Here is a 24883-nt window from a genome sequence, read left to right as displayed (position 1 = left end):
AGCGCCGTGGCATAGCAGGAAGGCAGCGCCGGCACGCGGCAGGGCAGGCTTCGGGAATGACAGAATTTCCTTGCGATTCCCTTGCGGGCGCGCGGCCTAGGTCCGCGCCAGCCGCCCGAGTATGTCGCCATGTAGCGTGGGGCTCGCGGCGACAAGGCCGTTATGCCGCGGCTCGGCGGCGTTGAAGCGGATCGAGCGGCCTTGGATGTCGGTCATGACCGCGCCGGCCTCTGCCAGCAGCAGCGCGCCGGCGGCGATGTCCCATTCCCACGCCCGACGGAAGCTGAACACCGCGTCAAACCGCCCTTGGGCCACGAGCGCCAGCTGGTAGGCCATCGCCGGGCGGTAGCTGCGCCTGGGGGCCGGGGCAGGGGCCTGCCAGCGCTCGGGCGCAAGAGCGGGCTTCGTGGCCAGCACGTGGGCATCCTCCAGCGTCTGCGCCACGCGCACCGTCAGTAGCTCGCCGTTCAGGTGCGCGCCGCCCCCGGTCTCGGCGCTGAACAGGCGATCCAGCTGCGGCATCAGCACCACGGCAGCGGTCACGCGCCCCTCGTCCGCGACCGCGAGCGCATGGGCCCAGACATCGCCGCCGCCGATGAAGCTGCGGGTGCCGTCGATGGGATCGACGATGAACACCCGCCTTGCATCCTGCCGCGCCGGGTCGTTGGCGCTTTCTTCGGAGAGCCAGCCATAGTCTGGACGCGCGTCCATGAGAATGCGCTGGAGCGTGTCGTTCACCGCGATGTCTGCGTCGGTCACGGGGCTGCCGTCGGCGGCCTTGTGGCGCACGTTGAGCAAATCCCCAGAATAGCCAAGCGCGACCTCCGCCGCCGCCCGCGCCGCGCGGATCAGCAGCGCAAGATCACTCTCCGGCAAGCGTGAGCCCCTCGACCAGAAGTGACGGCACCACTCGGCTGAGCCAACCGCGCGCGTCGTTCGCCGGTGTGATCCGCTGCAGCATCTCGCGCAGGTTGCCCGCGATGGTCACCCCGGATACCGGGTAGACCGGCACGCCGTTCTCGACCCAGAACCCGGCGGCCCCGCGCGAATAATCGCCGGTGTTGGGGTTGATGGTCGAGCCGATCATCGACGTCACCAGAAGGCCCGTGCCCATCTGTTTCAGAAGATCCTCGCGGCTTTGGATCCCTTCGGTCAGCGCAAGGTTCCACGCGGTGGGCGACGGCCCGCCCGAGGTGCCCCTTGCGGCGTTGCCGGTGGAGTTCATCCCCAGCTTGCGGGCATTGGCAAGGTCGAGCGAGAACGCCTTCAGCACGCCGTTCTCGACGATGGCGCGGCGGGCGGTGGGCAGCCCTTCGGCATCGAAGGGGCGGCTGCCGGAAATGCGCGGGCGGTGCGGATCCTCGATCAGCGACATCCCGTCGGGCAGCACCTGCTCCCCCAGCGCACCGCGCAGCCACGAGGCGCCACGCGCCACGGCGGCGCCGTTGGCCGCAGAGACAAGGTGTCCGATCAGCGACGCGGCGATGCGTTCATCGAAGAGCACCGGCCAAGCGCCACCCTTGGCCTTGCGGGGCGACAGGCGCGCCAGCGCCCGCTCCGCCGCCGACCGTCCGATGGCTGCGGGATCGCGCAAGTCGCACTGGAAGGTGCGGCTGTCGCCGTCGTAATCGCGCTCCATTCCGAGGCCGGTGCCGGCGATGGCCACGCAGGAGGTCGACCGCGTGCTGCGCTCGTACCCACCGGAAAAGCCATTGCTGGCGGCAAGATGCACCTGTCGGCGTCCATAGCCCGCAGCAGCGCTCTGCACTTGGCTGACGCCGTCGACGCCAAGCGCCGCGGCCTCGGACTCGAGCGCGTCGCGCTTGAGATCGTCAGGGGTCGGGTCGGCGGCAGGGTCGCTCAGCTCGAGCGCGGCGATGTCCACGTCGCGGGCCAGCTGGGAGGGGTCGGCAAGGCCGGCATAGGCATCTTCCGGAGCCTCACGGGCCATGGCCACGGCGCGTTCGGCCATGGTGCGCAGGGTCTCGGGCTTGATGTCCGACGCCGAAACCACCGCCGAGCGTTGCCCGACAAAGACCCGCAGGCCGATGTCTGTGCCCTCGGAGCGCTCTGCGTGTTCAAGCGTGCCGCCACGCACTTCGATTTCCATGGAGGTGCCCGACAGGGCCATGGCGTCCGACGCATCCGCGCCAGCCTTGCGGGCCGCATCCAGAAGCTGTTCGGTGAGGCCGCTCAAGAACGTGTCCGGAGCCTTGTCCGCGCCGTTTGCCATATCGCCGTCTGCCATGTCACCTCCGGTAGCTGTTCCCTTCGAGGTAGGCTGCCACCCGGCGACGTGCAAGGCAAAGCTGGGTTCAGCGCTTTTCGACCACACCCACGATGGGACCCAGCGTCCGGCCCAAGTCGCGCCGCGAGATCGCCGGGGCCCAGAGCCGCGAGACGTTTCCGTCAAGGAAAAGCGCTTGCGGCAGCTTCAGCTCGTCGCGGAAGAGCCGGGCGAACTCGTGGAAGGTGACCGCGTTCTCGGAGATGGCAAAGACCGCCCGTTTGCCGTCCGACGAGGTGCCGACCCCGTTGCGGATATAGCGCGAGCTGCTGTCCGGCAGGAAGCGGGGGTGCAACGCCCCGTCGATGACGAGCATCGGACCCGACTGGGTGGCATAGCGACATTTCGGCCCATCCTTGAGGAAGGCGCGGGTTTCGATCACGTCGGCGCGGTTTTTGCGGATGCACAGGATGCCGTTGGGCAGCAGGCCGAAATTGCCCGGCCCGGCGTTGGGCACGACGCGCATGGTCTCTTCGCCGTCCTCGACATAGTAGCCCACCGGCGCACGGTCTTCGTGGTACATGCCCGCGTTCATGCCGAAGGACAGGTGCAGGCCCTGCATCTGCAGCGCCGCCTCGAGGCTCGAAAACTGGCCCCAGGGCGATCCCTGGTCCGAGGACAGGAAGGTGCGGAGGGTCTCGCGGGCGGGTCGGACGGTGCAGACCGTGTAACGGTTGCCGTCGTGCTCCACGCCCTCGCAGCTTACCGCATGGGCGGGGCCGGCGGCCAGCAGGCCGCCGAGGGTCGCGACGACGAAGGCGGCCGCTGCCGCAAGACCCCGGGCGCGCACGATCAGTCCTCGAGGTCGCGGCGCACCGCGTCCTGGGAGAACAGGCGGCGCGTCTCGTCGAGGCGGTCGAAGGTCTCGTCGAGGCGGAAGCGCAGCTGGGGCGCGTATTTCAGCGTCAGGTCCTTGGACACGGCGCGGCGCAGTTCGGAGGTGTTGCGCTTGAGCAGCTCGAACATCTCCTCGGTGTTGCCGCCGCCAAGAGGAACCACGTAGGCGGTCGCGACCTTGAGGTCGGGCGACACGGTCACTTCGCCCACGGTGATCGACAGGCGATTGAGGTCGGGGTCGTGGATGTCACCACGCTGGAGCACGTCGGAGAGCGTCCGCCGCACCAGTTCGCCCACGCGAAGCTGGCGCTGGCTGGGCCCGGGCCCGTCATTGAATCGGTTCTTTGCCATGGCTCACCACTTAGTTCGCGCCGCCTGCTTTGCCAAGCGGCCCGTTCGCCCCGGCTCCTCGCGGTTGCTCCAAGCCTTGTCTGCCTGGGCCGGCTCCTGTTCTGGCGCCCTTCGGGCCGACTGCCTGCCGTGCTCCGCCCAAAGCTGCCTGCGGACAGGGGCGTGCAGCGCCCCTTTGCCAATGGCGCCCGCGCGGGCTAAGGAGGCACGACTTTGTTAGCGGAGAGCGGGATGACCGAGAAGCCGGGAATCGTGGTGACGGGCGTGTCGGGCCGGATGGGCCGCATGCTGGTGGAGCAGGTACAGAAAAGCGACCGGATGACCTTGGTGGCAGCGCTGGAGCGCGAGGGCCATGATTGGGTCGGCCGCGACCTCGGAGCCTGCCTTGGCGTTGCGGACATGGGTGTGACGGTCACGTCGGACGCGCTCGAGGCGTTTTCCAGGGCCCAGGCTGTGATCGACTTCACTGCGCCAGCCGCCACCGTTGCCTTCGCCGAGCTCGCGGCGCAGGCCCGCGCGGTACATGTGATCGGCACCACGGGCCTGTCGGACGATGACATCGTAAAGATCGGTGCCGCAGCGCGCCACGCCGTGATCGTGCGGGCGGGGAACATGTCGCTCGGGGTGAACCTGTTGACGCGGCTGACCAGGCAGGTGGCTGCGGCGCTCGATGAAGACTGGGACATCGAGATTGTCGAATCCCATCACAACCAGAAGGTCGACGCGCCTTCCGGTACCGCCCTCATGTTGGGCGAAGCCGCCGCCGAGGGCCGCGGCGTGTCGCTGAACGACGTGTCCGACCGGGGCCGCGATGGCATCACCGGCGCGCGCAAGAAGGGCGACATCGGCTTTCACGCGATCCGTGGCGGAGACGTCGTGGGCGAACACGAGGTGATCTTCGCCGCCGCCGGTGAACGCATCAAGCTCACGCACCTTGCCTCCGATCGCGCCCTCTTTGCCCGCGGCGCCCTGCGTGCCGCGCTCTGGGGACAGGACAAGGCCCCGGGTGAATACGACATGCTCGACGTCCTGGGCCTTGGCGATTGAATGGGCCGTGAAGATTGAACCGGACGCAGAGCTTCGGGCTTTTCTCCCGGCGGCACTGTCCGGATTGCCTCCGGCGGGGATATTTACAGGTCAAAGGAAACCCGGGGCGCCCTGATTTCCTTTGACTGAAAATATCCCGGGGGAGACCGCCGCAGGCGGGCGGGGGCAGCGCCCCTCTCCATTGCTGCCCTTGCAGCGTGGCGGCCTCAGAAATCGATGGCGAGCCCCTTCTTCTCCCAGTCGCCGTAACGCGCAGGATCGAGTCCCTCGCGGCCGCCATATTCGGTGGCGGGAGGATTGCGCCGGGCGGCCTCCTCGGCCTCGCGGCGGCGCTCTGCGGCCTCGGCGAGGGCGCGCTGCGCGGCGGGCGGCAGGTCTGGCGAGGTGCTGGCCCCTTCGGTCCGGTCAACGCCTTCGGTGTCTGCGGCAGGGTTCGAGGTCTCTTCGGTCATGGGTGCTTTCCTCGTCTGGTCCCTGCTGATATAGGGCCCGCCAGCCCCTTCACACAACCCGCGAGACCCGCCATGCCAGCCATTCCCTCCGCCCGGAGCCAGACTGTCCATCTGCTCGGGCAGGTGTTGGGGCAGGGGCGGCTGATGTCCGAGGCCATGTCCGGCGCCGCCTGGCAGGCGCTTGCCCCTGCCGACCGCGCCGCGGCCCAGCGGCTGGCACAGGACGTTCTGCGCAATCTCGAACGTTGCGACAAGCTGCTCAAACCGCATCTGCGCAAGGGGCCGCCGCTTTTCGTGCGCAACGTGCTGCGCCTGGGCACCTATGAGCTGTGCTCGGGGGGGGCAGCGCATGGGGTGGTGAACGAGGCGGTGACCCTCGTCGCGGGGGACCGCAAGACCCAAAGCATGAAGGGGCTTGTCAACGCGGTGCTGCGCAAGATCGCCGAGAGCGGTTCGCAGGACTGGCAGAAACTGCGGACCCCACGCCTGCCGCGCTGGTTGCGCGATCCGCTGGTCCTGGCCTGGGGCAACAAGCCTGTCGCCGCGATGGAGGCTGCGCATCTTTCGGGGGCCCCGCTCGATCTCAGCACCCGGGGCGATGCAGGGGCACTGGCGGTGGCGCTAGAGGCCGAGCTTCTCCCAACCGGCTCCGTGCGCCTGCACGGGAACCGCCAAGTGACTGCGCTGCCGGGCTACGAGGCTGGTGACTGGTGGGTGCAGGACGCCGCCGCCGCCATTCCCGCCCGCCTGCTGGGGGATGTGAGCGGGTTGCGCGTTCTCGACATGTGCGCCGCGCCGGGGGGCAAGACCATGCAGCTGGCCGCAGCCAGGGCCGAGGTGACGGCACTCGACCTGTCGGAAAGCCGCCTTCAGCGCCTGACTGAAAACCTTGCCCGCACCGGCCTTGCCGCCACCGTCGTCACTGGGGACGCGCTGGAGCACGAGGGGCGCTATGATGCCATCCTGCTCGATGCGCCCTGTTCGGCCACCGGCACGATCCGCCGTCATCCGGACCTTCCGCATGCCCGGCAGGGCGAAGGCATCTCCGAACTCATCGGGCTTCAGGAAGCGATGATCGACCATGCGCTGAGCCTGCTTGCCCCCGGGGGGCGGCTAGTCTTCTGCACCTGCTCGCTGCTGCCCGACGAAGGCGAATGCCATGTCGAGGAGGCGCTGGCCCGGCATCCGGGCCTGTCTGTCCTTCCCGCTGACGCTCCGGGTATCGAGCATACCTGGCGCAGCCCCGAGGGCGGCCTGCGCCTAAGGCCCGATTTCTGGGCGGGACGGGGCGGCATGGATGGCTTCTACATGGCTGTCCTGCGCAAACCGGACTGACCGGGCGCATTGCAAGGTGACTTGCCCGGTCCTGCTGTGATACCCCAGCGTTAACATCCCGCTAAGGGACATGATGCCGCGTCAGCGCGCGGCCGGCTCAGCAGGGCAGAGGGCAATAGGGCAGATGTCGACAACGGGACGCTGGTCCGCCGCGGTGACGCGGTTCCTGAACCGCTTTCACGCGCGCATGGCTGCCCGCGCCCGCCCCGCCACCGCCTTCCTGTCCCAGCCCGAACCGCGCAGCACCGGCAGTTTTGCCAGGGGGCGTCAGCTCTGTGCCGGCAACCTGATGTTCGCCGGGCACCTCGTCGAAGCCGAAGGCGCGATGATCTGGGATATCGCTGCCCCGGGCACCGCATGGGAGCAGGAAATCCACGGGTTCGGCTGGCTCGATGATCTTGCCGCGGTGGGGGATGCGCGGGCGCGGGCGCTGGCGCAATGGTGGGTCTGGGGCTGGCTTGAACGGTACGGCGAGGGGCGCGGCGACGGCTGGACCCCGGAGCTGGTGGGCCGGCGCATCGTGCGGGTGACGCACCACGCGCTGTTCCTGCTCAGGGGGCTTGATGCGGACCGCTCGGCGGAACTGTTCAGGGGCCTTGCGGCACAAAGCCTCTTTCTCGGGCGGCGCTGGCAGGCATCCCCGCCGGGGCTGGCCCGTATCGAGGCGATCATCGGTCTGCTTTACGCGGCATTGTCCTACGAGGGGCGGAGCACACAGCTCGAGCCGGCGCAAAAAGCGCTCGAGCTCGAATGCGCGGGGCAGGTGGACGGGCAGGGCGGCATCCCGACCCGTAATCCCGAAGAATTGCTGGAGGTGCTCACCCTCCTGACTTGGGCGCAGGCCGCGCTTGAAACCGCAGATCGCAAACCCGGCGCGGCGCATCTTGCCGCCATTGCCCGCATCGTGCCCACCCTGCGCAGCCTGCGCCACGCCGATGGCGGGCTCGCGCGGTTTCACGGCGGCGGGCGGGGCATGGACGGGCGGCTCGATCAGGCGCTGGCGGCCTCTGGCCTGCGGTGCAAGCGGCCCGAGGGCCTCGCCATGGGCTACGCGCGGCTGGCGGGCGGGCGCACCAGCCTCATTGTCGATGCCGCGCCGCCCCCCGGTGGTGCCGCCAGTGCCGACGCCCACGCCTCGACCCTCGCGTTCGAGCTGACTTCAGGGCGCAGGCCGGTGGTTGTCAGCTGCGGATCGGGCGGGATGTTCGGCGAGGACTGGCGCCGGGCCGGGCGGGCGACCCCGAGCCATTCCACCCTCTGCCTCGACGGCTATTCCAGCGCCCGGCTCGCCCCCCCCGCAGAGGTCATCGGGCTGGGGCGCGAGTTGCTGGTGGACGTGCCGCAGGAGGTGCCGGTACAGCTGTCCGACGCCCCCGACGGCAGCCGCTTTGAAGGGGGGCACGACGGCTACCGCCAGACCCACGGGCTGACCCATGCCCGCGTGCTGGAGCTGACCCATGACGGACGGGGGCTGGTGGGCGAGGATCTTCTGATGCCCCTCAGCGATTCCGACAAGGCCATCTTTGATCGGCGCATGGACAAGGTGAAACTCGCCGGGCTGCCCTGGCAGATCCGATTCCATCTTCACCCCGAGGTGGACGCGGAAATCGACATGGGCGGCAGCGCGGTCTCGGTAGCGCTGCGATCCGGCGAAATCTGGGTGTTCCGGAATGAAGGGGGCGCAGATTTGACCCTCGAACCGTCGGTTTACCTCGAAAAGGGCAGATTGAGGCCCCGTGCGGCCAAACAGATCGTTTTATCCGGCCGCGTGATGGAGTATGCGACGCGCATCCGCTGGTCCCTGGCCAAGGCACATGACACCGCGGTCGCGCTGCGCGACCTGGCGATGGACGAGGCGGATCCGACGCATTGATCCACCTGGGGAACCGAACCGTATGCCCGACCTGCACAAAGTCACCCGCGCCCTGATTTCCGTATCCGACAAGACCGGCCTCATCGACCTGGGGAAGGCGCTTGAAGCGCGCGGGATCGAGATCCTGTCGACGGGTGGCTCTGCCGCCGCCCTCCGGGCCGAGGGCATCGCCGTGCGCGACGTCTCCGAAGTGACCGAGTTCCCCGAGATGATGGACGGCCGGGTCAAGACCCTGCACCCGCGCATCCACGGCGGCCTTCTGGCGCTGCGCGACAACGACGCCCACGTCGAGGCGATGACCGGCCACGGCATCCCAGAGATCGACTTGCTTATCGTCAACCTCTACCCGTTCGAAGCCGCGCTCGCCCGCGGTGCCGAATATGACGAGATGATCGAGAACATCGACATCGGCGGCCCCGCCATGATCCGCGCCGCCGCTAAGAACCACGCCTTCGTGAGCACCGTGGTCGATGTGGCCGATTACCAGCCGCTGCTGGCTGAGCTTGAAGCGAACGATGGCGCGACCTCTTACGCCTTCCGTCAGAAGCTGGCGCAGGTGGCTTACGCGCGCACCGGTGCCTATGACGCTGCGGTGTCCAGCTGGATGGCCGGTGCCATCGCCGATCCGGCCCCCCGCCGCCGCGCCTTCGCCGGCGAGATCGCCCAGACCCTGCGCTACGGCGAGAACCCGCACCAGTCCGCCAGCTTCTACCGCGACGGCTCCGCCCGTCCGGGTGTGGCCAACGCCGTGCAGCATCAGGGCAAGGAACTGAGCTACAACAACATCAACGACACCGACGCCGCCTTTGAGCTGGTGTCGGAGTTCCTGCCCGGTGATGGCCCGGCAGTGGCGATCATCAAGCACGCCAACCCCTGCGGCGTGGCGCGCGGCGCGACCCTGCTCGAAGCCTACCGCAAGGCCTATGACTGCGACCGCACTTCGGCCTTCGGCGGTATCGTGGCGCTGAACGGCAAGCTGGACGCCGAGACCGCCGAGGCGATCACCGAGATCTTCACCGAGGTGGTCATCGCTCCCGGCGCGGACGACGCGGCCAAGGAGATCTTTGCCAAGAAGAAGAACCTGCGCCTGCTGACCACGAACGGGGTCGCCAACCCCGCCGAGCCAGGCCTCACCTATCGTCAGGTGGCGGGCGGCTTCCTCGTGCAGGACAAGGACACCGGCATGATCGGTCTCGATGACCTGAAGGTGGTGACCAAGCGCAAGCCGACCGACGCGGAGCTTGCCGACCTGCTGTTTGCCTGGAAGGTCGCCAAGCATGTCAAGTCCAATGCCATCGTCTACGTCAAGGACGGCGCGACTGTCGGCGTCGGCGCAGGCCAGATGAGCCGACTTGATTCGGCGCTCATCGCCGCGAAGAAATCCGAGCGCATGGCTGAGGCCATGGGCCTTCCGGAGGCATTGACCAAGGGCTCGGCCGTGGCGTCGGACGCGTTCTTCCCCTTCGCCGACGGCCTGCTGGAAGCGGCTGCGGCCGGGGCGACCACCGTGATCCAGCCGGGCGGCTCCATGCGTGACGATGAGGTCATCACCGCAGCCGATGAGGCAGGCCTTGCCATGGTCTTCACCGGGATGCGCCATTTCCGCCACTGAGCGGCAGCCAGTTCAAGCGGGAAAAGGCCGGAGCATCCGCTCCGGCCTTTTTTCTATGTCGGCGCCTGGATTTGCCGGGCGATAAAGATGGGCTGGCGCGGGGCCTGTTCGACAGGGGAACGTGACGGGCCCGGATGCAGCCCTCTTTTCTGAGGGGGACCTTGCAGGGCGGCATCGTCTGTGTCTGGCGGACACTCCCGATGACGCCGGGCCGTGTTTTGAAAACCGGGACCTTTTAAACCGGGCAATCCCTGGAGCCGGGGCACCCTCTACGGCCAAGGCTGTCCTATACCTTGTCCGCCGTTGCCGGACATGCCCAGTATCCTAAGGGCAGGGCTGACCCCTTTCTTGCGGTGCTACCCGGAAGCAGATCCGACAAGCCGAGGCCGCTTAAATTCTACAGGGCAAACCCGAAGCCACTTGCCGCGATCTGGGTCTGGCTCCACCGAAACGACAATTAACGCGGCAATGCCCGAAGGGGGCGATTGCCAAACCATTCAGGCGTTGCACCCGGCGCACGGTGCTGATGCGCCGGACGCGGATCTCAGCCCGGCGTCTCCTCCAGCCCTTCGGGTTGGCCGACCACGACAAAGCGCAGCGAGTCGGGCTTCAGCAGCCGTTTTGCCACGCGGGCAACATCGTCGAGCGTCACGGCCTCGATCCGTTCGTTTCGGCTGGTGATGTAGTCTGGGGTAAGGCCGTCCATCTGCATGCCGACCAGGATGCGCGCGATCGGCCCGTTGCCATCGAACCGCAGCGGATAGGCCCCGGTGAGGTATGTCTTGGCCTGCTCCAGCTCGGCCTCGGTGACCCCGTCAGAGGCCATCTTCGCCCATTCGTCACCGATAACGGACACCGCCTCGGCAATGCGATCGTTGGCCGAGGCAACCCGCCCCACGTAAAGCTCGGCATGGTCCATTGGCATCAGGTAGCTGTAGATGCCGTAAGTCAGCCCGCGCTTTTCCCGGACCTCGTGCATGAGGCGCGATTCGAACCCGCCCTCGCCGAGGATGGTGTTCATCACGTAGGCCGCGAAAAAATCGGGATCGTCGCGCTTAATGCCCTCGTGGCCGAACTGCGCCACTGATTGCGGCGTGTCGAAGGGTACGACAGTCACGCCGGCGCTGGCCTGAACGCTCACCGGTTCGGGCATCGGGGCGCCGGTTTCCGGCAGATCGCCCAAGAGCTCGTCAAGCAGCGTCGACAGCTCATCCGCCGAGATGTCTCCCGCGGCGGCCACGTAGATCCTGTCACGCGCCAGCGCACCCTGCCATGCATCGATCATGTCATCACGGGTCAGGGATGTGACGCTGTCCACCGTGCCGTCAGAGCGCGTGGCATATGGATGATCCCCGAACATCAGCTTGTCGAAGGTGGCACTGGCAATGGCGTCGGGGTCCATTTGATCGCTGCGGATCCCCGAGATGACCTGTCCGCGCACCCGGTCGAGCGCCTCCTGATCGAAGCTGGGGTTCACGAGGCTCTCGCGCAGAAGATCCACAGCCTCGTCGCGGTTCTCGGTCAGGAACTTGGCGGACACCGACACCGAATCCACGTTGGCGGAATAGCGGAAGCTGGCGGCAAGCGCGTCACGGGCATCGGCGAAGCCGCGCGAGTCAAGCTCGCCCGCGCCTTCCTCGAGCAGGCCGACCATCAGGTTCGTGGCCCCCTGCTTGCCCTCCGGGTCGAGCGCGGTGCCTCCCTGAAAGCGGATCTCGAGGGAGGTGAAGGGGATTGACGGCTCTTCCAGAAGCCACGCGTGAATACCGCCGGGGGTGTCCACCTCTTGTACCTCGATTTCCGCAAGAGCGGGCAGGGCCGCGAGGATCGACACGGCGAAGCTGGCGGCGAATGTCAGAACAGGCTTCATTGAAGCACCTCCTCGGGAGCGTTTTCGGGGGTGTTCCCAGGCGCGGTCTCAAGCGCGGTCTCAACGGGTTCGAGGTACCCGGTGACGGATTTGTTGCGATCAAACAGCCGTTCTGCCGCTGCGACGATCTCTTCGGAGGTGATCGATTGCAGGATGTCCGGCCATTCTTGGATGTCCTGCAGCGTCAGACCGGCGGTCAGGGCGCTGCCGTAGCGGCGGGCAATGGCGTTGGGGCTGTCACGTTCATAGATTTCCTCGGCGCGCAGCTGGAACTTGATCCGATCAAGCTGTTCCGGGTCGCCACCGGTCTCGATGAATTTGGCCAGAACATCGTCCAGCGCGGCCTCCGCATCGGACAGAGAAGTGCCTTCGGTGGGCACGACCACGAGCCCGAACTTGGTGTCGTCATAGGACGTCGCATTGTAGAAACTGGCGGTATAGAGCGCGACTTTCCGGTCGAACTGCAGCTCTTGGCTGAGCACGGAACTCTGGCCACCGCTCAGCAGCTCGTCGAGCAGCACCAGTGCTGCAGCTTCGCGCTGGTCGCCCGGGTCTCGTTCCGGGGCAAGATAGCTGCGCATGAGATAGGGCTGTGCCACCCGTGGATCGCGGAACACGAGGCGCCGTTCGGCCGTTTGCGGAGGCTCCTGCGGGCGCGACCGCGGCGCGCCGACCTCGGGGTTGGCGGGGATCGGGCCGTAATGTTCCACCGCAAGATCCTGCACCTCGCCGGGGGTGACATCGCCGGCGACGATCAGGATGGCATTGTTGGGGGCGTAATTGCGGTTGTAGAATGCATAAGCATCCTCGAGATCAAGCGTCACCATCTCGTGACGCCACCCGATGATCGGCACGCCGTAACGGTGGTTGAGAAATTGCGCCGCATTCAGCTGTTCGTTCATCAGCGCGCCGGCATCATTCTCGATCCGCATGTTGCGCTCTTCGATGATGACGTCACGCTCGGTGGCGATGTCGCCCTCGTCGAGCTGAAGATTAACCATCCGGTCTGCTTCCATCTCCATCATGAGCCCCAGCCGGTCCGCGGCAACTCGCTGGAAATAGGCGGTCTGATCCCAGGAGGTGAAGGCGTTGTCCGACCCGCCGTTCTGGGCCACGACTTTGGAGAACTCGCCCGGCTCAAGCGTGTCGGTGCCCTTGAACATCAGGTGTTCAAGGAAGTGCGCGATGCCGGAGGTGCCCGCCGTCTCGTCTGCGGCGCCTGCGCGATACCAGACCATCTGGACGGCGACGGGGGCACGGTGATCCTCGATCACGACGACCTCCATCCCGTTGTCGAGGGTGAAGGTCGAGACACCGTTCGCAGCTGTTTCAATCTGCGTGGCTGCAAGCGCCGGGAAGGTGGCTGCGCACAATACGGCGACGGCCGCGGCGAGCTGTTTCATCTGGTGTGCCCCGTTGCTGTTACGTGTCCCATCAGACTACGCTGTGCCAGCATGTAATCAAGGCAGGGTTTCAGGAACGTGAACGCCCGACATGTTCATGCCGGGCGTGCTCTGAAGTCAACAATGCCAAGGGCTTACTCGTAGCCTTCCGGTGGGGCGGACGGCGTCCTCACACCGGCTCGGCGCCACGCGTCAAGGGCTCCGCGCGCATCGAGCCATTCGCGGCGATAGGCATCGTAATATTGGTCCTCGGGAACGATCTTCCAGTTGAAGATCGCCTTGCGGCGGCGGAAGGCGCCATCCTCGGCGGCCAGCTGCTCGCGGATCTGCGGATCGCGGCCAAAGCGCGAGGCCCGGTTCACCAGGGCGCCCTGGCCGGGGGTGCCGGCCTCGGACAGGCGTGCCGGGTTGCCGCCAAGCGCGGCCACGGCATCCGCCTCGGGCGTCTGGTCGGTGCGGTTGGCACTGCCCGGCGTGGGGGCAGGCAGGGTGTTGTAATCGGGCGGAGATTGCAGCGCCTTGTTGGGCACGATGGCAAACTCTTCGGGGGTGCCGCTGTTGGTCTTGAGATAGTGCAGACGCGGCCCGTCCTCGCGACCCGAACACGCGGCAAGCCCCATAAGACCCAAGCTCAGAACGGCGTGCGACAGCCTCATTACCACCCTCCGGTTCGTTTCCAGCCCTGCTTAACTCATTGTCGCGGTGGCGTCACGCGCCCTTTTTCAAGCGCTTTCCATCCTGCCGCCCCGGCGCCAGAACAAGGCCCGCCGCCCCGGCAAAGATCGCGATGTCGGCGACGTTGAAGGCGAAGGGATTGTCGATGCCACAGCACGACATGTTGAGGAAATCCGCCACCGCGCCATACAGCAGCCGGTCAATCACATTGCCGATGGCGCCGCCCACCAGCAGCCCGGCGGCCGCCATACCCATGCGTCCGGGCGGATCACGCCGCAGCCAGACCAGCACCACCAGCACGATTCCCAGCGCCACCGAGATCAGCACCCAGCGCGTCGCGCCCGATCCGCCCCCGAATAGGCCGAAGTTGACACCGTAATTCCACGCCATGCGGAAATTCAGCACCGGTGGCAGCACGTCAATGGCCAGCCGCGTGTCCAGCGCCATCACGTGGACCACAAGCCACTTGCTCAGCTGATCGATCACCAGCGTGATCGCCGCCACCCATACCATAAGCCGCATGGTCCTGCTCCTGCCTGACTGTCGTTGCGCAAGTCCTATCCGCAGGACCGCCGGTTGGAAACCCGCCCCGGTTCACGAGATCACCGGGAGTTCCCTGGTTTTCCTTTGACCGGAAAATATCCCGGGGGAGACCGCCGCAAGGCGGGCGGGGGCAGAGCCCCCACTCCACCCCCACCTGCCCGCGGCGGCCTCAACCCCGCCGCGAGGCTTTCTCGGCAAGACCGGATTGGCCCTGCCGCCGCGCGAGCTCGTTCATGACATCCGAAAGCGGCACACCGCGCGCCTTCAGCATCACGAGAAAATGGAACAAGACATCCGCCCCTTCGGACGCCAGCTTGTCCGTGTCGCCTTTCACCGCCTCGATGATGGCCTCGATGGCCTCTTCACCGAACTTCTCGGCGCATTTCTCGGGGCCCTTGGCCAGCAGCTTGGCGGTCCAGCTGTCGTCCGGCGACGCCTCGGCCCGCGCTGCGACCACTGCTTCAAGTTCTTCAAGCGTCATCAGAGCCTCACCGGAATGCCGGCGGTCGCCATGTGCTGCTTGGCCTGCTGCACGGTGAATTCGCCGAAATGGAAGATGGAGGCGGCCAGCACCGCCGAGGCATGCCCCTCGGTCACGCCCTCGACCAGATGATCCAGAGTGCCGACCCCCCCTGAGGCGATCACCGGCACGTCCACCGCATCGGCGATGGCGCGGATGAGGGGGATGTTGAAGCCCGATTTGGTACCGTCGCGGTCCATCGAAGTCAGCAGGATTTCGCCCGCGCCCTTCGCGGCCACGGTTCGGGCGAACTCCACCGCGTCGATGCCCGTGGGCTTGCGGCCGCCATGGGTGAAGATCTCCCAGCGGCCCGGCTCGACCGTCTTGGCGTCGATCGCCACCACGATGCATTGCGAGCCGAAATGGTCCGCCGCCTCGGCCACCACGTCGGGGTTGGCCACGGCGGCGGAGTTGAACGAGACCTTGTCCGCGCCCGCGAGCAGGAGGGCGCGAACATCGGCCACCGTGCGAACACCTCCACCGACCGTAAGCGGGATGAAGCATTGCTCGGCAGTGCGGGTGACCACGTCGAACATGGTCCCCCTGTTTTCATGCGTGGCATGGATGTCGAGAAAGGTGATCTCGTCGGCGCCCGCCGCATCGTAGGCGCGGGCGGCATCGACGGGATCGCCCGCATCGCGCAGGTCGACGAAATTCACGCCCTTGACCACACGGCCATCGGCGACATCGAGACAGGGGATGATACGGGTCTTGAGCATGGCCTGCTTATGGCGCGGATTCCCGCCGATGGGAAGGGAGGGGAACCCGCCGAAAGGCCCCGGCCCGGCGCGGTGTCGCAAGCCTGCCGCAGTATCGCGCCCGGCGAGTGGCACAGTACCGCTTCGCCGGCCCGGAGCACAAAGCAACCGCGCCCCGCCGGGTGGGGCGGGGCGCGGTGATTTCAGATGGTTCGCGGTGGCAAGGGCCTTATACGAGACCTTCGGCCTTCGCCCAGTCCAGCGCCTTGTCGAGCGCGCGGCCAAAGCGGGCGACGATCTCGGTGATGTCCTCTTCGGTGACGATCAGCGGCGGGCAGAAGGCGACAGTCTCATAGACCGCGCGCACGATCAGGCCCTCTTCGGCGCAGAACGCCACGACCTTGGGGGCCATGGACCCGGCGGGGGTAAACGATTCCCGGCCATCCTTGGCGAATTCCACCCCGGCGATCAGGCCGGTGCCGCGCACCTCGCCCACAAGCGGGTGATCGGCGAACTGGCGCAGCCCATCCTGCAGCAGCGGCGCCAGCCGCTCGGCGTTGCCCATGAGATCCTGCTCTTCGATGATCGCAAGGTTCTCGAGCCCGACGGCGCAGGCCACCGGGTGCCCCGAGCCGGTGAAGCCGTGGCCGAAGGTGCCCAGCTTGGCGGTGTTATCGGCAATGGCGTTGTAGACCTTGTCGTTCACCACGATGGCAGCAAGCGGCATGTAGGACGAGGTCAGCTGCTTCGAGGTGACAAGGATGTCTGGCGTGAACCCGTATTTCTCGCAGCCCCAGCGCGCACCGGTGCGGCCAAAGCCGTTGATGACCTCGTCGGCCACCAGAAGGATGTCGTACTTGGCGCAGATCTCGGCCACGCCGGGCCAGTACCCCTCGGGCGGGGTCATCACGCCGCCGGCGCCCATCACGGGCTCGCCGATGAAGCCGGCGATGGTCTCGGGGCCTTCGGAGATGATGGTGTCCTCAAGCTCTTTCAGCAGGCGGGCGGTGAACTCGGCCTCGGTTTCACCCTCGTTGGAGTAGCGCCAGTAGGAGGGGGTGGTGAGGTGCGTCACCGGAATCGCCGGCAGGTCGAAATCCGTGTGGTTGCCCGCCAGCCCGGTCAGCGAGCCCGACGCGATGGTGATGCCGTGATAGCCCTTGGTGCGGGCAAGGAACTTCTTCTTCTCGGGGCGGCCCAGCCCGTTGTTGAGGAACCAGGCCATCTTGACCACGGTATCATTGGCCTCGGACCCGGAGTTGGTGAAGAATACGCGGTTGAGCCCCTCGGGGGTCATCTCGACCAGCTTCTCGGCCAGCCGGATCGACGGCTCGTGCGACTTGTGGGCGAAGGTGTGGTAGTAGGGCAGCTTCTTGAGTTGCTCGTAGGCGGCATCCGCCAGACGGGTTTCGGAAAAGCCCACGGCCACGGACCACAGCCCCGCCAGCGCCTCGATGTATTCTTTGCCCTCGCTGTCGTAGACCCGCGCGCCATCCCCATGGGTCATGATCATCGGACCCTTTTCCTCGTGCAGGCGCATGTTGGTGTAGGGGTGCATGGAATGCGCAATGTCGGCGGCGTGCAGCGAATTGGGGCGCGTGTTCATCGGGGGCTCCTTGGCGTTGGAAGGACGATTCGGGGCGCAGGGCCGCGGGCCCTCGCCACTTGTGTGCCACTCTAGGCCAGCGCCACTTTTGCGTCACGTCCCAAATTTGATCAAATTCCCGCCGCGGGCGGTTCAGGTCAACCCTGCCTCGAAACCACGCAGGAAGGACACCAAGGAGGTGGTCAGATCGTCCGACAGGTAACCTCCCTCCTGCACGAGCACCGTGGGGTAGTGGGCGGCAGCGATCATCCGGCCCGCATCCTCAAAGCCCTCCCATGTGACCTTCATGCCCAGAAGCGGATCGTTCTCATGCGCATCAAGCCCAAGGCTGACCATGAGCGCCCCCGGTGAGAAGGCGTCGATCGCGTCCAGCGCCTGCCGGAGCGCCGCCAGCCACGCGGCGTCGGTGGTGCTGCGCGGCAAGGGGATGTTGAGGTTTGCCCCGGCGCCCGTGCCGCCGCCGGTCTCGTCCGCATGGCCGGTAAAGAATGGGTAGTAGTCGGCGGGGTCCGCATGGATCGACACGCACAGCACGTCAGCCCGTTCGTAGAAGATCGCCTGCGTTCCGTTGCCGTGGTGCACGTCGATGTCCAGCGTTGACACCTTGCCATCCCGGGTCAGCAGCCGGGCAGCGGCCACGGCGGAGTTGTTGATGAGGCAATGCCCGGCGGCAGTCTCTGGCCCGGTGTGATGCCCGGCGGGGCGGCAGAGCGCATAGGCCGCAGCGTCGCCCTCCAAAACGGCATCGGCGGCGGCGATGGCGCAATCGGCGGCGCGGCGGGTGGCATTCCAGCTGTGCTTGCCGATGGGGGCGGAGGTGTCGCCCATGTGCCAGCCCGCACGGGCAACGATGCTGTCGGGGTAGGTGGCCGGGCCGCCCATTGGCGGGCGCGCCGGGAAGACGTTGGGCACCACCTCTGGCCCGGCTCCGGGCAAGGCTTGCCACTGCTCCCACGCGGTCTCTAGGAAATCGAGGAACTGCGGCGTGTGCACCGCCTCGAGGGCCGAGCGCGGCGCTTCGGGCGGCTCTTCGGTCCGAAAGCCCATCTGTGCCAGCGCGTCCTTCAGCAGTCGGGCTCGCTCGGGGCGTTCGGCATTCTGCTGGACCGTGCCGTGGGTCAGACGGAAGATCGGGTCATGCAGGTCGGTTTCCGGGGCGAAGAAGCAGCGCACGGGTCGTCTCCTTGGGGCTCGGGCAGATGCTGGAAGGGTAGGGCGCGCCGTGGGGCTTGTCGATACGCCCGGCAGAGTTGCGCCGTGCTTGACAAATGCCGGAAAATGCACCATCTGCAGCCCTGACGTTGCGCTGCCGCGTGAGTTAGCCGAGCCTGTCTTTCTGCCTGCCCCTGACCGATGTCATGGACGGCGTCTCACCGAGGGCTCATCAGCGTTGCACCTTCACGGTTCCCATTCACGCAGGGTTCTGATCGCTTCGGCCGGACGCCGCGGGACACGCCCGCCCGTCCCGAGGCTGCAGCTCACCCTCGCCATGTCGCCCATCCGGGGCGGCTGGTCCCATGGCCGACGTCCGTGATGGACGCGGCCCATGACAGGATACCACTTGTTCGATTTTGACATGCTCGGCCTCGCGCCGACCCTCGCCGAGGCACTCAAGCGCAACGGCTTTACCGAACCCACACCGATCCAGAACGCCGCGATCCCGCTTGCGCTGGAAGGCCATGACGTCATGGGTCTTGCCCAGACCGGCACTGGCAAGACGCTGGCCTTTGGCCTGCCGCTGATTGATGGCCTGCTGGCCCAGCCGGGCAAACCCGCGCCCAAGACCGTCAAGGCGCTGGTCCTTGCCCCCACCCGCGAGCTGGTCAACCAGATCGCCGACAACCTCAAGGTGCTGACCGAAGGCACCAAGCTGCGCGTCGGCACCGTGGTCGGTGGTCAGTCCATCAACCGGCAGATCAACTTCCTTGCCCGTGGCACCGACATCGTCATTGCGACGCCCGGTCGTCTTATCGACCTGATGGACCGCAAGGCCATTGACCTTTCGACCGTGCGCCAGCTGGTGCTGGACGAAGCGGACCAGATGCTCGACCTCGGCTTCATCCACGCGCTGCGCCGCATCGCGCCGCAGCTGGGCACGCCGCGCCAGACCATGCTGTTTTCGGCCACCATGTCCAAGCAGATGGAAGAGCTGTCCGCCGCCTACCTGACCAACCCGCGCAAGGTGCAGGTGTCGCCTCCGGGCAAGGCCGCTGACAAGATCACCCAGTCGGTGCACTTCGTCGACAAGGCCGCGAAACCGGCCAAGCTGCGCGAAGTGCTGCGGGCGGACATGGGCGCGCTGACGCTGGTTTTCTCGCGCACCAAGCACGGCGCCGAGCGTCTGATGAAGGGCCTCGTGGCAGACGGGTTCAACGCCGCCTCGATCCACGGCAACAAATCGCAAGGCCAGCGCGACCGTGCCATCAAGGCCTTCCGTGACGGTGACATCAACGTGCTGGTGGCCACCGACGTGGCGGCGCGCGGGATCGACATCCCGGGCGTTGCCTACGTGGTCAACTACGACCTGCCCGAAGTGCCGGACAACTATGTTCACCGCATCGGGCGGACCGCCCGCGCAGGCCGTGAAGGCGAGGCGATCGCCTTCTGTGACGACGACGAAGCGGACCTGCTGCGCCAGATCCAGCGCCTGATGAAGATCGACATCCCCGTGGCCTCTGGTGAAGCGCCCGCTGCGCTGACCGAAGGTGGTGGCGGTGCCCGTCGTCGTCGCGGCGGCGGTGGCGGTGGTGGTGGCGGCGGCCGTGGCCGCGGTGGTCCCCGTGGCGGCGGCGGCGGCGGTGGCCGTGGCGGCAAGCCTGCCGGTCCCAAGCACGAAGCACACGGCAAGCCCGGCGGTGGCAATGCTGGCCAAGGACAGCGTCGCCGTCGGCGCGCGGCCTGAGGTTAGCCAGAGCCGTCACATCATCTGACACTCATGCTACAGAACATGATCGCTCCGCCCGAGACCTCTCGGGCGGAGCTTTTCATATTCGGGACAAGGTTTTGCGGCGCTTCGCAGGCCAAGAAATTCCAGCCACGCATCGCCGGTTCGCGGGATGGAAAAGGAGCCTCCGGACATCTCGGTTTATCCCGGCCAAATCCAACAGACCTCGACAAAGGGCGCGTGCGTCAGACAATCACCAGCCCGAGGGGCAGGCCGGCGATACGCGGCGGCTTCGCCTTGGATCCGGGCGGGTTGGGAGCGTCTGCGCGCCGCTTTCTTAGAGCCAAGCCGCGCCAATACTGAGCGTGGACAGGACACGCGCGCAGGCCGCGAGAAAACGCCCGGGAGAAGTGTTCTCCCGGGCGTTTCACAAACGTCAATCTCTGAGCCTTGCGCGTGCCGTCTTACTCGGCCAGCTTCTTCGCGACGATATCGTTGACCGCCTTGGGGTTGGCCTTGCCGCCGGTGGCCTTCATCACCTGACCCACGAACCAGCCCGCGAGCTTGGGGTTCTGCTTGGCCTTCTCGACCTGCGCGGGGTTGGCGGCGATGATCTCGTCCACGGCGGTCTCGATCGCGCCGGTGTCGGTCACCTGCTTCATGCCGCGCTCTTCGACGATGGTCTCGGGATCGCCACCTTCGGTGTAGACGATCTCGAAGAGGTCCTTGGCGATCTTGCCGGAAATTGCGTCCGACTTGATAAGCCGCACGATCCCCGCCAGCTGCGCCGGGGAGACCGGGCTTTCGGTGATGTCGTGGCCTTCCTTCTTGAGGCGGCCGAAGAGCTCGTTGATGACCCAGTTGGCCGCGAGCTTGCCGTCGCCTGCGGTGGCCGCGACCTCTTCGAAATAGGCGGCGTTCACCACCTCGGCAGTGAGGACGCCGGCATCGTATTCCGACAGGCCGAAGTCCTTGACGAAGCGCGTCTTCTTGGCGTCCGGCAGTTCCGGCAGGGTGGCGGCGATGTCGTCCACCCAAGCCTGCTCGATCTCGAGCGGGAGCAGGTCGGGGTCGGGGAAGTAGCGGTAATCATGCGCCTCTTCCTTGGACCGCATGGAACGCGTCTCGTTCTTGTCCGGATCGTAGAGCCGGGTTTCCTGATCGATGCTGCCGCCCGCTTCGAGGATGGCGATCTGGCGCTTGGCCTCGTAGTCGATGGCCATCTGGATGAACCGCATGGAGTTCATGTTCTTGATCTCGCAGCGCGTGCCGAGATGGCTGAAATCCTGGGTTTCCTGGTACTTCTCGTACTGGCCAGGACGGCAGACAGACACGTTCACGTCCGCGCGCAGGTTGCCGTTCTGCATGTTGCCGTCGCAGGTCCCGAGATAGCGCAGGATCTGGCGCAGTTTCAGCACGTAGGCGGCGGCCTCTTCGGGGCCGCGGATGTCGGGGCGGCTGACGATCTCCATCAGCGCCACGCCGGTGCGGTTGAGGTCCACGAAGGACATGTTGGGATCCATGTCGTGGATCGACTTGCCCGCGTCCTGTTCCACGTGGATGCGTTCGATCCGCACGAGACGGGCGATGCCCGGCTCCATGTCCACGATGACCTCACCCTCGCCCACCAGCGGGTGGTAGAGCTGGGAAATCTGGTAGCCCTGCGGAAGGTCCGGATAGAAGTAGTTCTTGCGGTCGAAGGCGGATTTCAGGTTGATCTCGGCCTTGAGGCCAAGGCCCGTGCGCACCGCCTGCTCGATGCAGTATTCGTTGATCACCGGCAGCATGCCGGGCATCGCCGCGTCCACGAAGGACACGTTGGAGTTGGGCTCGGCGCCGAAGGTGGTGGATGCCCCCGAGAACAGCTTGGCCTGGCTGGCAACCTGGGCGTGGATCTCCATGCCGATCACAAGTTCCCAGTCGTGTTTTGCCCCGGCGATCACCTTGGGTTTCGGGGCTTCGAATGTCAGGTCAAGCATCGCCTATCCTCGTTCCGCTGATCGGCACGGGGATACGCCAGAGAACCACAGGGGGCAAGGGTGCAGGAGTCAGGCGACAGCGTCACCCCAGCATCGTTGAAATGCACCTGCCGGCCAAGGCGCAATTGGTGTGCGAAATGTTCGGCGAGGGTCGACACCGCGCGACTGCTGCCGCGGCGCAGGGTCTCGGCTTCGTCGGCTTTGCCGGGGATCGGGCGGGCCGCGGCCCAGAGCCCTGGGTGGATCTCGCGCAGGTGGTCCTGCACGATCCAGCCGAAGCAGTCGCAGATCCGCGCCTGGGCCGAGCCAGGCTCGGCCGCGCCCGACAAGGTCAGGCCACAATAGGCGGCAAGCAGGTTGGCCATGTGCTGGTCGGGGCGGCGATGCAGGATGTCGTGCAGCCCCTCGGCGAAAAGTTCGGGATCGACCTGGGCGAAGGCCCTGGCCTCGCCACTGGCCAGCACGTCGAACCACACCCAGACATAGGCGCCAGCACCCCAAACATCCGAAAGCCGCCCGGCGGTACGGCGCGCCTCGCGGTCGATCAGTGTCCAGCTGCCGAAGCGGTCGGGCATGAGGTCCCGGCCAAGGGCGCGCATGTGGTCCGGGCAAGCCGGCGAAAGGTCGATGAGATCCTCGTAATCATCCGCCACGCGCGATCTTGGCCGGGGGCCGAGCTCTAGTAGGGCGCACCGCAGCTCTGCGAGCGCGGGGGAATCGTACTCGATGGGGTCGAACCCTGCCAGTAGCCGGGCGGCGGTTTCGAGGTGCTGGGCGCGGGCATCGCTGCGCTGGGGCGTCGAAGCGGATGCCCCGGACGCAGCGGTCCAGCCTCGGGCCACTGCCACATGGGCCCGCGCGAGCATCCCCGCGAGCCATGGATCGCCGCCGCCATCGGCAAGGTCGTCGCTAAGAGCGAACAGGGCCGCCCGCGCCGCGATCGCGTCATTGCGCGATACTGCGACGATGGCCGTGTCGAGCGCGTCCGAACAGGCGCCTTCGGCCAGAAGCCGGGCAACAGGGGTGCCGCCGATGGTGCCTGCGCGGTCCTGATCGGCCTCGCGCAGGCCGCGGGCCAGTGCCTCCCAGTTTTCCTGCCGGGCCAAAAACCTGCCTTGCAGCCAAAGCCGCGACTGCTCGGACGCGTCGGGCGGGATGTCGCGCATCGGGATATGCACCCGTGGGTGGCCCAAGGCATCGCTGTCTGGGGCGTTGGCCTTGGCGGGATCATCAGGGCGTTTCGCCCGGTCTCGCAGGGACAGCAGTTTCTGCGACAGGGCGCGGACGGTGAAGGGCATGGGGCAGGGGCTCTGGGGGAGGGGCTTGGGGCGGCGGAGGCTGGTGGTTTGGCGGCGGGGCTGCCAGGTGAGGGGGGAGGCCGAAGGGGTGTTCAGCCGTCAGTCTGCGCCCGGATTGGGGCGCATTCTTGACCCCTGCAAGAAGAACCGGCGGCAATCCGCCACCCCGCCGAGCCTGCGGACTGCCGGTTTAACAATAGCTTACCCATGCGGGCACGGATTGTTGCCGATGGCGCACGAGGCGGGAGGGGCGCCCATCTTTACCCGCGAAGGGGCGTGTGGCATCTCTCGCCACATGCTGCCACGTACCCTTGTCATGGTTGCCACGCTGCTCTGCGCCAGTGTCGCGACCGCCGAACCCATGATGATGCCGCCGAAGCTGAGCGTGCATGCCGTCGACACCTCGCCGCGCCCCCAGGCGCGTCGTATGAAGATTCCCAAGGCCCGCTGGGGCACTGCCGGGGGGCGGACCAACTGGTCCGTGGCCGCGCTGGCCGCGCTGCGCGGTCCTGCCGCCAACCTCCCTGAGATCGTGCCCACGGACATTTCGACCTGGTGCCCCACCTACGAGACCGCGGGCCGCGACCAGCGCGAGGCGTTCTGGGTTGGCCTTGTCTCGACCCTTGCCAAGCACGAAAGCACATATCGTCCAGCTGTCGTGGGTGGGGGAGGCCGCTGGTACGGCCTCTTGCAGATCCTGCCGTCCACAGCGCGCGCTTATGGCTGCCAGGCACGTTCCGGCGAAGCGCTGAAAAATCCCGCGCTCAACCTGTCCTGCGGTCTGCGCATCATGGCCCGCACTGTGGCTCGGGATGGCGTGGTTAGCCAGAACATGCGCGGCGTTGCTGCCGACTGGGGCCCGTTCCATTCCCGCACCAAACGCGAGGACATGATCGCCTGGACCCGCTCGCAGCCCTTCTGCACCGGTCTTGCCCGGTCGCTGCGTCCGGTGCCGCGTCCTGATGCATGGAGCAAGCCGGTCGTCATGGCCGAGGCGCGTCCGCCCATAGTGCCGCGTGTGGTGCCTGCTAAAGCGTCAGTGCCCACAACCCGTTCGCCGATCCTGTCGTCGATGGGCCATGCCGAGCCTGTGCTGCCGAACCCGGACGGCGTCATCACCTACAACGTGAACGGCGCGATCCTGCGCCCGTCGCAAATGTCGGCTCCGGTCATCGCTACGTCAGGCAGCTTGCTGCCGGCAGCGGAGCATGGCGCTCGCTTCGAATAAGTCCGAACTACAGGCAACAGCAGCGTAAGGCCGCCCCGAGGACATCGGTGGCGGCCTTTGCATGCTGGAAGTCAGGTTACTCTTCGGCGGCGGGGGCGGTCGTGGTCTGAGCGTTGTCGCTGTCGGAGGTGGTAGGCGACACCTCTTCAGTCTGTTCGACTGTGCTGCCCGTTTCGGGGGTCTGCTCTTCTTCGCTGCCATCGGCGGCCACGTAAAACAGCCATCCCACGAAGAGCAGGGCGACAAAGCCAAGTCCGACCCACATGCCCAGAAGTGGTGCCTTGTGCTGTTTTTCCTGACGTTTCACATTGGTATCCGGTGCGGACATCGAAGGGCCTCCTCTCTGGTTACAGAACTTGCGGCTGCGCGGTTGTGGCGCTGCTCT

22 protein-coding genes are annotated in these 24883 nt (G+C 66.7%); 6 read left to right on the top strand and 16 right to left on the bottom strand.

Translation table 11 applies throughout. From position 1 onward, the window contains the following. Positions 1-96: 96 nt before the first annotated feature. From IEX41_RS05465 to rbfA, 4 genes are all read right to left on the bottom strand, one after another. A complete protein-coding gene (locus tag IEX41_RS05465) occupies positions 97-876 on the bottom strand; it encodes an inositol monophosphatase family protein (RefSeq protein ID WP_188789164.1) in 780 nt (259 codons plus the stop codon). After that, the gene (locus IEX41_RS05460; protein WP_373285606.1) at positions 863-2248 is read right to left on the bottom strand and encodes a TldD/PmbA family protein; all 1386 of its coding nucleotides are present in this window, start codon (positions 2246-2248) and stop codon (positions 863-865) included. Before IEX41_RS05460 ends, IEX41_RS05465 begins: the two co-directional genes overlap by 14 nt. 67 nt (positions 2249-2315) lie before the next feature. Continuing rightward, entirely contained in the window at positions 2316-3077 is a 762-nt protein-coding gene (locus IEX41_RS05455) for a phosphodiester glycosidase family protein (RefSeq protein WP_188789163.1), read from the bottom strand. Positions 3078-3079: 2 nt separating this feature from the next. Then, a complete protein-coding gene (gene rbfA / locus IEX41_RS05450; RefSeq protein WP_188789162.1) occupies positions 3080-3475 on the bottom strand; it encodes a 30S ribosome-binding factor RbfA in 396 nt (131 codons plus the stop codon). Between the two features lie 231 nt (positions 3476-3706). Between rbfA and dapB the strand changes: the two genes are divergently transcribed. Further along, a complete protein-coding gene (gene dapB / locus IEX41_RS05445; protein WP_188789161.1) occupies positions 3707-4522 on the top strand; it encodes a 4-hydroxy-tetrahydrodipicolinate reductase in 816 nt (271 codons plus the stop codon). A gap of 206 nt (positions 4523-4728) precedes the next feature. On the opposite strand, the gene IEX41_RS05440 is transcribed toward dapB, so the two are convergent. Next, complete coding sequence (locus IEX41_RS05440) at positions 4729-4896, bottom strand: DUF1674 domain-containing protein (RefSeq protein ID WP_373285612.1); 168 nt, start codon at positions 4894-4896, stop codon at positions 4729-4731. 150 nt (positions 4897-5046) lie between these two features. Between IEX41_RS05440 and IEX41_RS05435 the strand changes: the two genes are divergently transcribed. The 3 genes from IEX41_RS05435 (at position 5047) to purH (ending at position 9794) form a co-directional block, all read left to right on the top strand. Next, positions 5047-6309 (top strand): RsmB/NOP family class I SAM-dependent RNA methyltransferase, encoded by a 1263-nt coding sequence (locus IEX41_RS05435; protein WP_188789159.1) that lies wholly within the window; start codon positions 5047-5049, stop codon positions 6307-6309. Between the two features lie 124 nt (positions 6310-6433). Beyond that, positions 6434-8182, top strand: coding sequence for a heparinase II/III family protein (locus IEX41_RS05430; RefSeq protein ID WP_188789158.1), 1749 nt, complete (start codon positions 6434-6436; stop codon positions 8180-8182). A 22-nt stretch (positions 8183-8204) separates the two neighbouring features. Beyond that, positions 8205-9794 carry a bifunctional phosphoribosylaminoimidazolecarboxamide formyltransferase/IMP cyclohydrolase gene (gene purH / locus IEX41_RS05425; protein WP_188789157.1) on the top strand — a complete coding sequence of 530 codons (1590 nt, stop codon included), beginning with the start codon at positions 8205-8207 and terminating at the stop codon, positions 9792-9794. A 544-nt stretch (positions 9795-10338) separates the two neighbouring features. Here purH and IEX41_RS05420 read toward each other — a convergent pair. The 8 genes from IEX41_RS05420 to IEX41_RS05385 all read right to left on the bottom strand — a co-directional run bounded on the left by IEX41_RS05420 (position 10339) and on the right by IEX41_RS05385 (position 18282). Beyond that, on the bottom strand, positions 10339-11664 hold the full coding sequence (locus tag IEX41_RS05420; protein WP_188789156.1) for a M16 family metallopeptidase: 1326 nt from the start codon (positions 11662-11664) through the stop codon (positions 10339-10341). After that, complete coding sequence (locus IEX41_RS05415; RefSeq protein ID WP_188789155.1) at positions 11661-13067, bottom strand: M16 family metallopeptidase; 1407 nt, start codon at positions 13065-13067, stop codon at positions 11661-11663. The genes IEX41_RS05420 and IEX41_RS05415 overlap by 4 nt, the downstream gene beginning before the upstream one ends. A 134-nt stretch (positions 13068-13201) precedes the next feature. Next, positions 13202-13723, bottom strand: a complete 522-nt coding sequence (locus IEX41_RS05410; RefSeq protein ID WP_188789154.1) for a DUF3035 domain-containing protein — start codon at positions 13721-13723, stop codon at positions 13202-13204. Positions 13724-13775: 52 nt separating this feature from the next. Beyond that, positions 13776-14264, bottom strand: a complete 489-nt coding sequence (gene lspA, locus IEX41_RS05405) for a signal peptidase II (protein ID WP_188789153.1) — start codon at positions 14262-14264, stop codon at positions 13776-13778. A gap of 190 nt (positions 14265-14454) precedes the next feature. Continuing rightward, complete coding sequence (locus IEX41_RS05400; protein ID WP_373285605.1) at positions 14455-14766, bottom strand: phosphoribosyl-ATP diphosphatase; 312 nt, start codon at positions 14764-14766, stop codon at positions 14455-14457. Continuing rightward, a complete protein-coding gene (gene hisF / locus IEX41_RS05395; protein ID WP_188789152.1) occupies positions 14766-15524 on the bottom strand; it encodes an imidazole glycerol phosphate synthase subunit HisF in 759 nt (252 codons plus the stop codon). Before hisF ends, IEX41_RS05400 begins: the two co-directional genes overlap by 1 nt. A gap of 208 nt (positions 15525-15732) precedes the next feature. Continuing rightward, complete coding sequence (locus tag IEX41_RS05390) at positions 15733-17109, bottom strand: aspartate aminotransferase family protein (RefSeq protein ID WP_188789151.1); 1377 nt, start codon at positions 17107-17109, stop codon at positions 15733-15735. Between the two features lie 132 nt (positions 17110-17241). Further along, positions 17242-18282 carry a histone deacetylase family protein gene (locus tag IEX41_RS05385; RefSeq protein WP_188789150.1) on the bottom strand — a complete coding sequence of 347 codons (1041 nt, stop codon included), beginning with the start codon at positions 18280-18282 and terminating at the stop codon, positions 17242-17244. 388 nt (positions 18283-18670) lie between these two features. On the opposite strand from IEX41_RS05385, the gene IEX41_RS05380 reads away from it, so the two are divergent. After that, the gene (locus IEX41_RS05380) at positions 18671-20011 is read left to right on the top strand and encodes a DEAD/DEAH box helicase (RefSeq protein ID WP_188789149.1); all 1341 of its coding nucleotides are present in this window, start codon (positions 18671-18673) and stop codon (positions 20009-20011) included. A gap of 446 nt (positions 20012-20457) precedes the next feature. Here the strand turns inward: IEX41_RS05380 and gatB are convergent, their stop codons facing one another. Then, a complete protein-coding gene (gene gatB, locus IEX41_RS05375) occupies positions 20458-21972 on the bottom strand; it encodes an Asp-tRNA(Asn)/Glu-tRNA(Gln) amidotransferase subunit GatB (protein WP_188789148.1) in 1515 nt (504 codons plus the stop codon). Further along, the gene (locus IEX41_RS05370) at positions 21960-23270 is read right to left on the bottom strand and encodes a hypothetical protein (RefSeq protein ID WP_229672936.1); all 1311 of its coding nucleotides are present in this window, start codon (positions 23268-23270) and stop codon (positions 21960-21962) included. The genes gatB and IEX41_RS05370 overlap by 13 nt, the downstream gene beginning before the upstream one ends. Positions 23271-23565: 295 nt before the next feature. On the opposite strand from IEX41_RS05370, the gene IEX41_RS05365 reads away from it, so the two are divergent. Further along, entirely contained in the window at positions 23566-24498 is a 933-nt protein-coding gene (locus IEX41_RS05365) for a transglycosylase SLT domain-containing protein (RefSeq protein ID WP_188789147.1), read from the top strand. A gap of 76 nt (positions 24499-24574) precedes the next feature. Here IEX41_RS05365 and IEX41_RS05360 read toward each other — a convergent pair whose 3' ends face one another. Further along, on the bottom strand, positions 24575-24826 hold the full coding sequence (locus IEX41_RS05360; protein ID WP_188789146.1) for a hypothetical protein: 252 nt from the start codon (positions 24824-24826) through the stop codon (positions 24575-24577). Between the last annotated feature and the right edge of the window lie 57 nt (positions 24827-24883).

Source organism: Salipiger pallidus (genome assembly GCF_014643635.1).
GTDB lineage: Bacteria > Pseudomonadota > Alphaproteobacteria > Rhodobacterales > Rhodobacteraceae > Salipiger > Salipiger pallidus.
The sequence above is the reverse complement of the archived record's forward strand: the minus strand, read 5'-3'. Positions and strand labels throughout refer to the sequence as shown.

Excerpts from the sequence above, each read along its gene's own strand:
- IEX41_RS05460 (WP_373285606.1), bottom strand. The coding sequence starts at position 2,248 with ATGGCAGACGGCGATATGGCAAACGGCGCGGACAAGGCTCCGGACACG.
- rbfA (WP_188789162.1), bottom strand. The coding sequence starts at position 3,475 with ATGGCAAAGAACCGATTCAATGACGGGCCCGGGCCCAGCCAGCGCCAG.
- dapB (WP_188789161.1), top strand. The coding sequence starts at position 3,707 with ATGACCGAGAAGCCGGGAATCGTGGTGACGGGCGTGTCGGGCCGGATG.
- IEX41_RS05435 (WP_188789159.1), top strand. The coding sequence starts at position 5,047 with ATGCCAGCCATTCCCTCCGCCCGGAGCCAGACTGTCCATCTGCTCGGG.
- IEX41_RS05430 (WP_188789158.1), top strand. The coding sequence starts at position 6,434 with ATGTCGACAACGGGACGCTGGTCCGCCGCGGTGACGCGGTTCCTGAAC.
- purH (WP_188789157.1), top strand. The coding sequence starts at position 8,205 with ATGCCCGACCTGCACAAAGTCACCCGCGCCCTGATTTCCGTATCCGAC.
- IEX41_RS05420 (WP_188789156.1), bottom strand. The coding sequence starts at position 11,664 with ATGAAGCCTGTTCTGACATTCGCCGCCAGCTTCGCCGTGTCGATCCTC.
- IEX41_RS05415 (WP_188789155.1), bottom strand. The coding sequence starts at position 13,067 with ATGAAACAGCTCGCCGCGGCCGTCGCCGTATTGTGCGCAGCCACCTTC.
- IEX41_RS05410 (WP_188789154.1), bottom strand. The coding sequence starts at position 13,723 with ATGAGGCTGTCGCACGCCGTTCTGAGCTTGGGTCTTATGGGGCTTGCC.
- lspA (WP_188789153.1), bottom strand. The coding sequence starts at position 14,264 with ATGCGGCTTATGGTATGGGTGGCGGCGATCACGCTGGTGATCGATCAG.
- IEX41_RS05400 (WP_373285605.1), bottom strand. The coding sequence starts at position 14,766 with ATGACGCTTGAAGAACTTGAAGCAGTGGTCGCAGCGCGGGCCGAGGCG.
- hisF (WP_188789152.1), bottom strand. The coding sequence starts at position 15,524 with ATGCTCAAGACCCGTATCATCCCCTGTCTCGATGTCGCCGATGGCCGT.
- IEX41_RS05390 (WP_188789151.1), bottom strand. The coding sequence starts at position 17,109 with ATGAACACGCGCCCCAATTCGCTGCACGCCGCCGACATTGCGCATTCC.
- gatB (WP_188789148.1), bottom strand. The coding sequence starts at position 21,972 with ATGCTTGACCTGACATTCGAAGCCCCGAAACCCAAGGTGATCGCCGGG.
- IEX41_RS05370 (WP_229672936.1), bottom strand. The coding sequence starts at position 23,270 with ATGCCCTTCACCGTCCGCGCCCTGTCGCAGAAACTGCTGTCCCTGCGA.
- IEX41_RS05365 (WP_188789147.1), top strand. The coding sequence starts at position 23,566 with ATGCTGCCACGTACCCTTGTCATGGTTGCCACGCTGCTCTGCGCCAGT.
- IEX41_RS05360 (WP_188789146.1), bottom strand. The coding sequence starts at position 24,826 with ATGTCCGCACCGGATACCAATGTGAAACGTCAGGAAAAACAGCACAAG.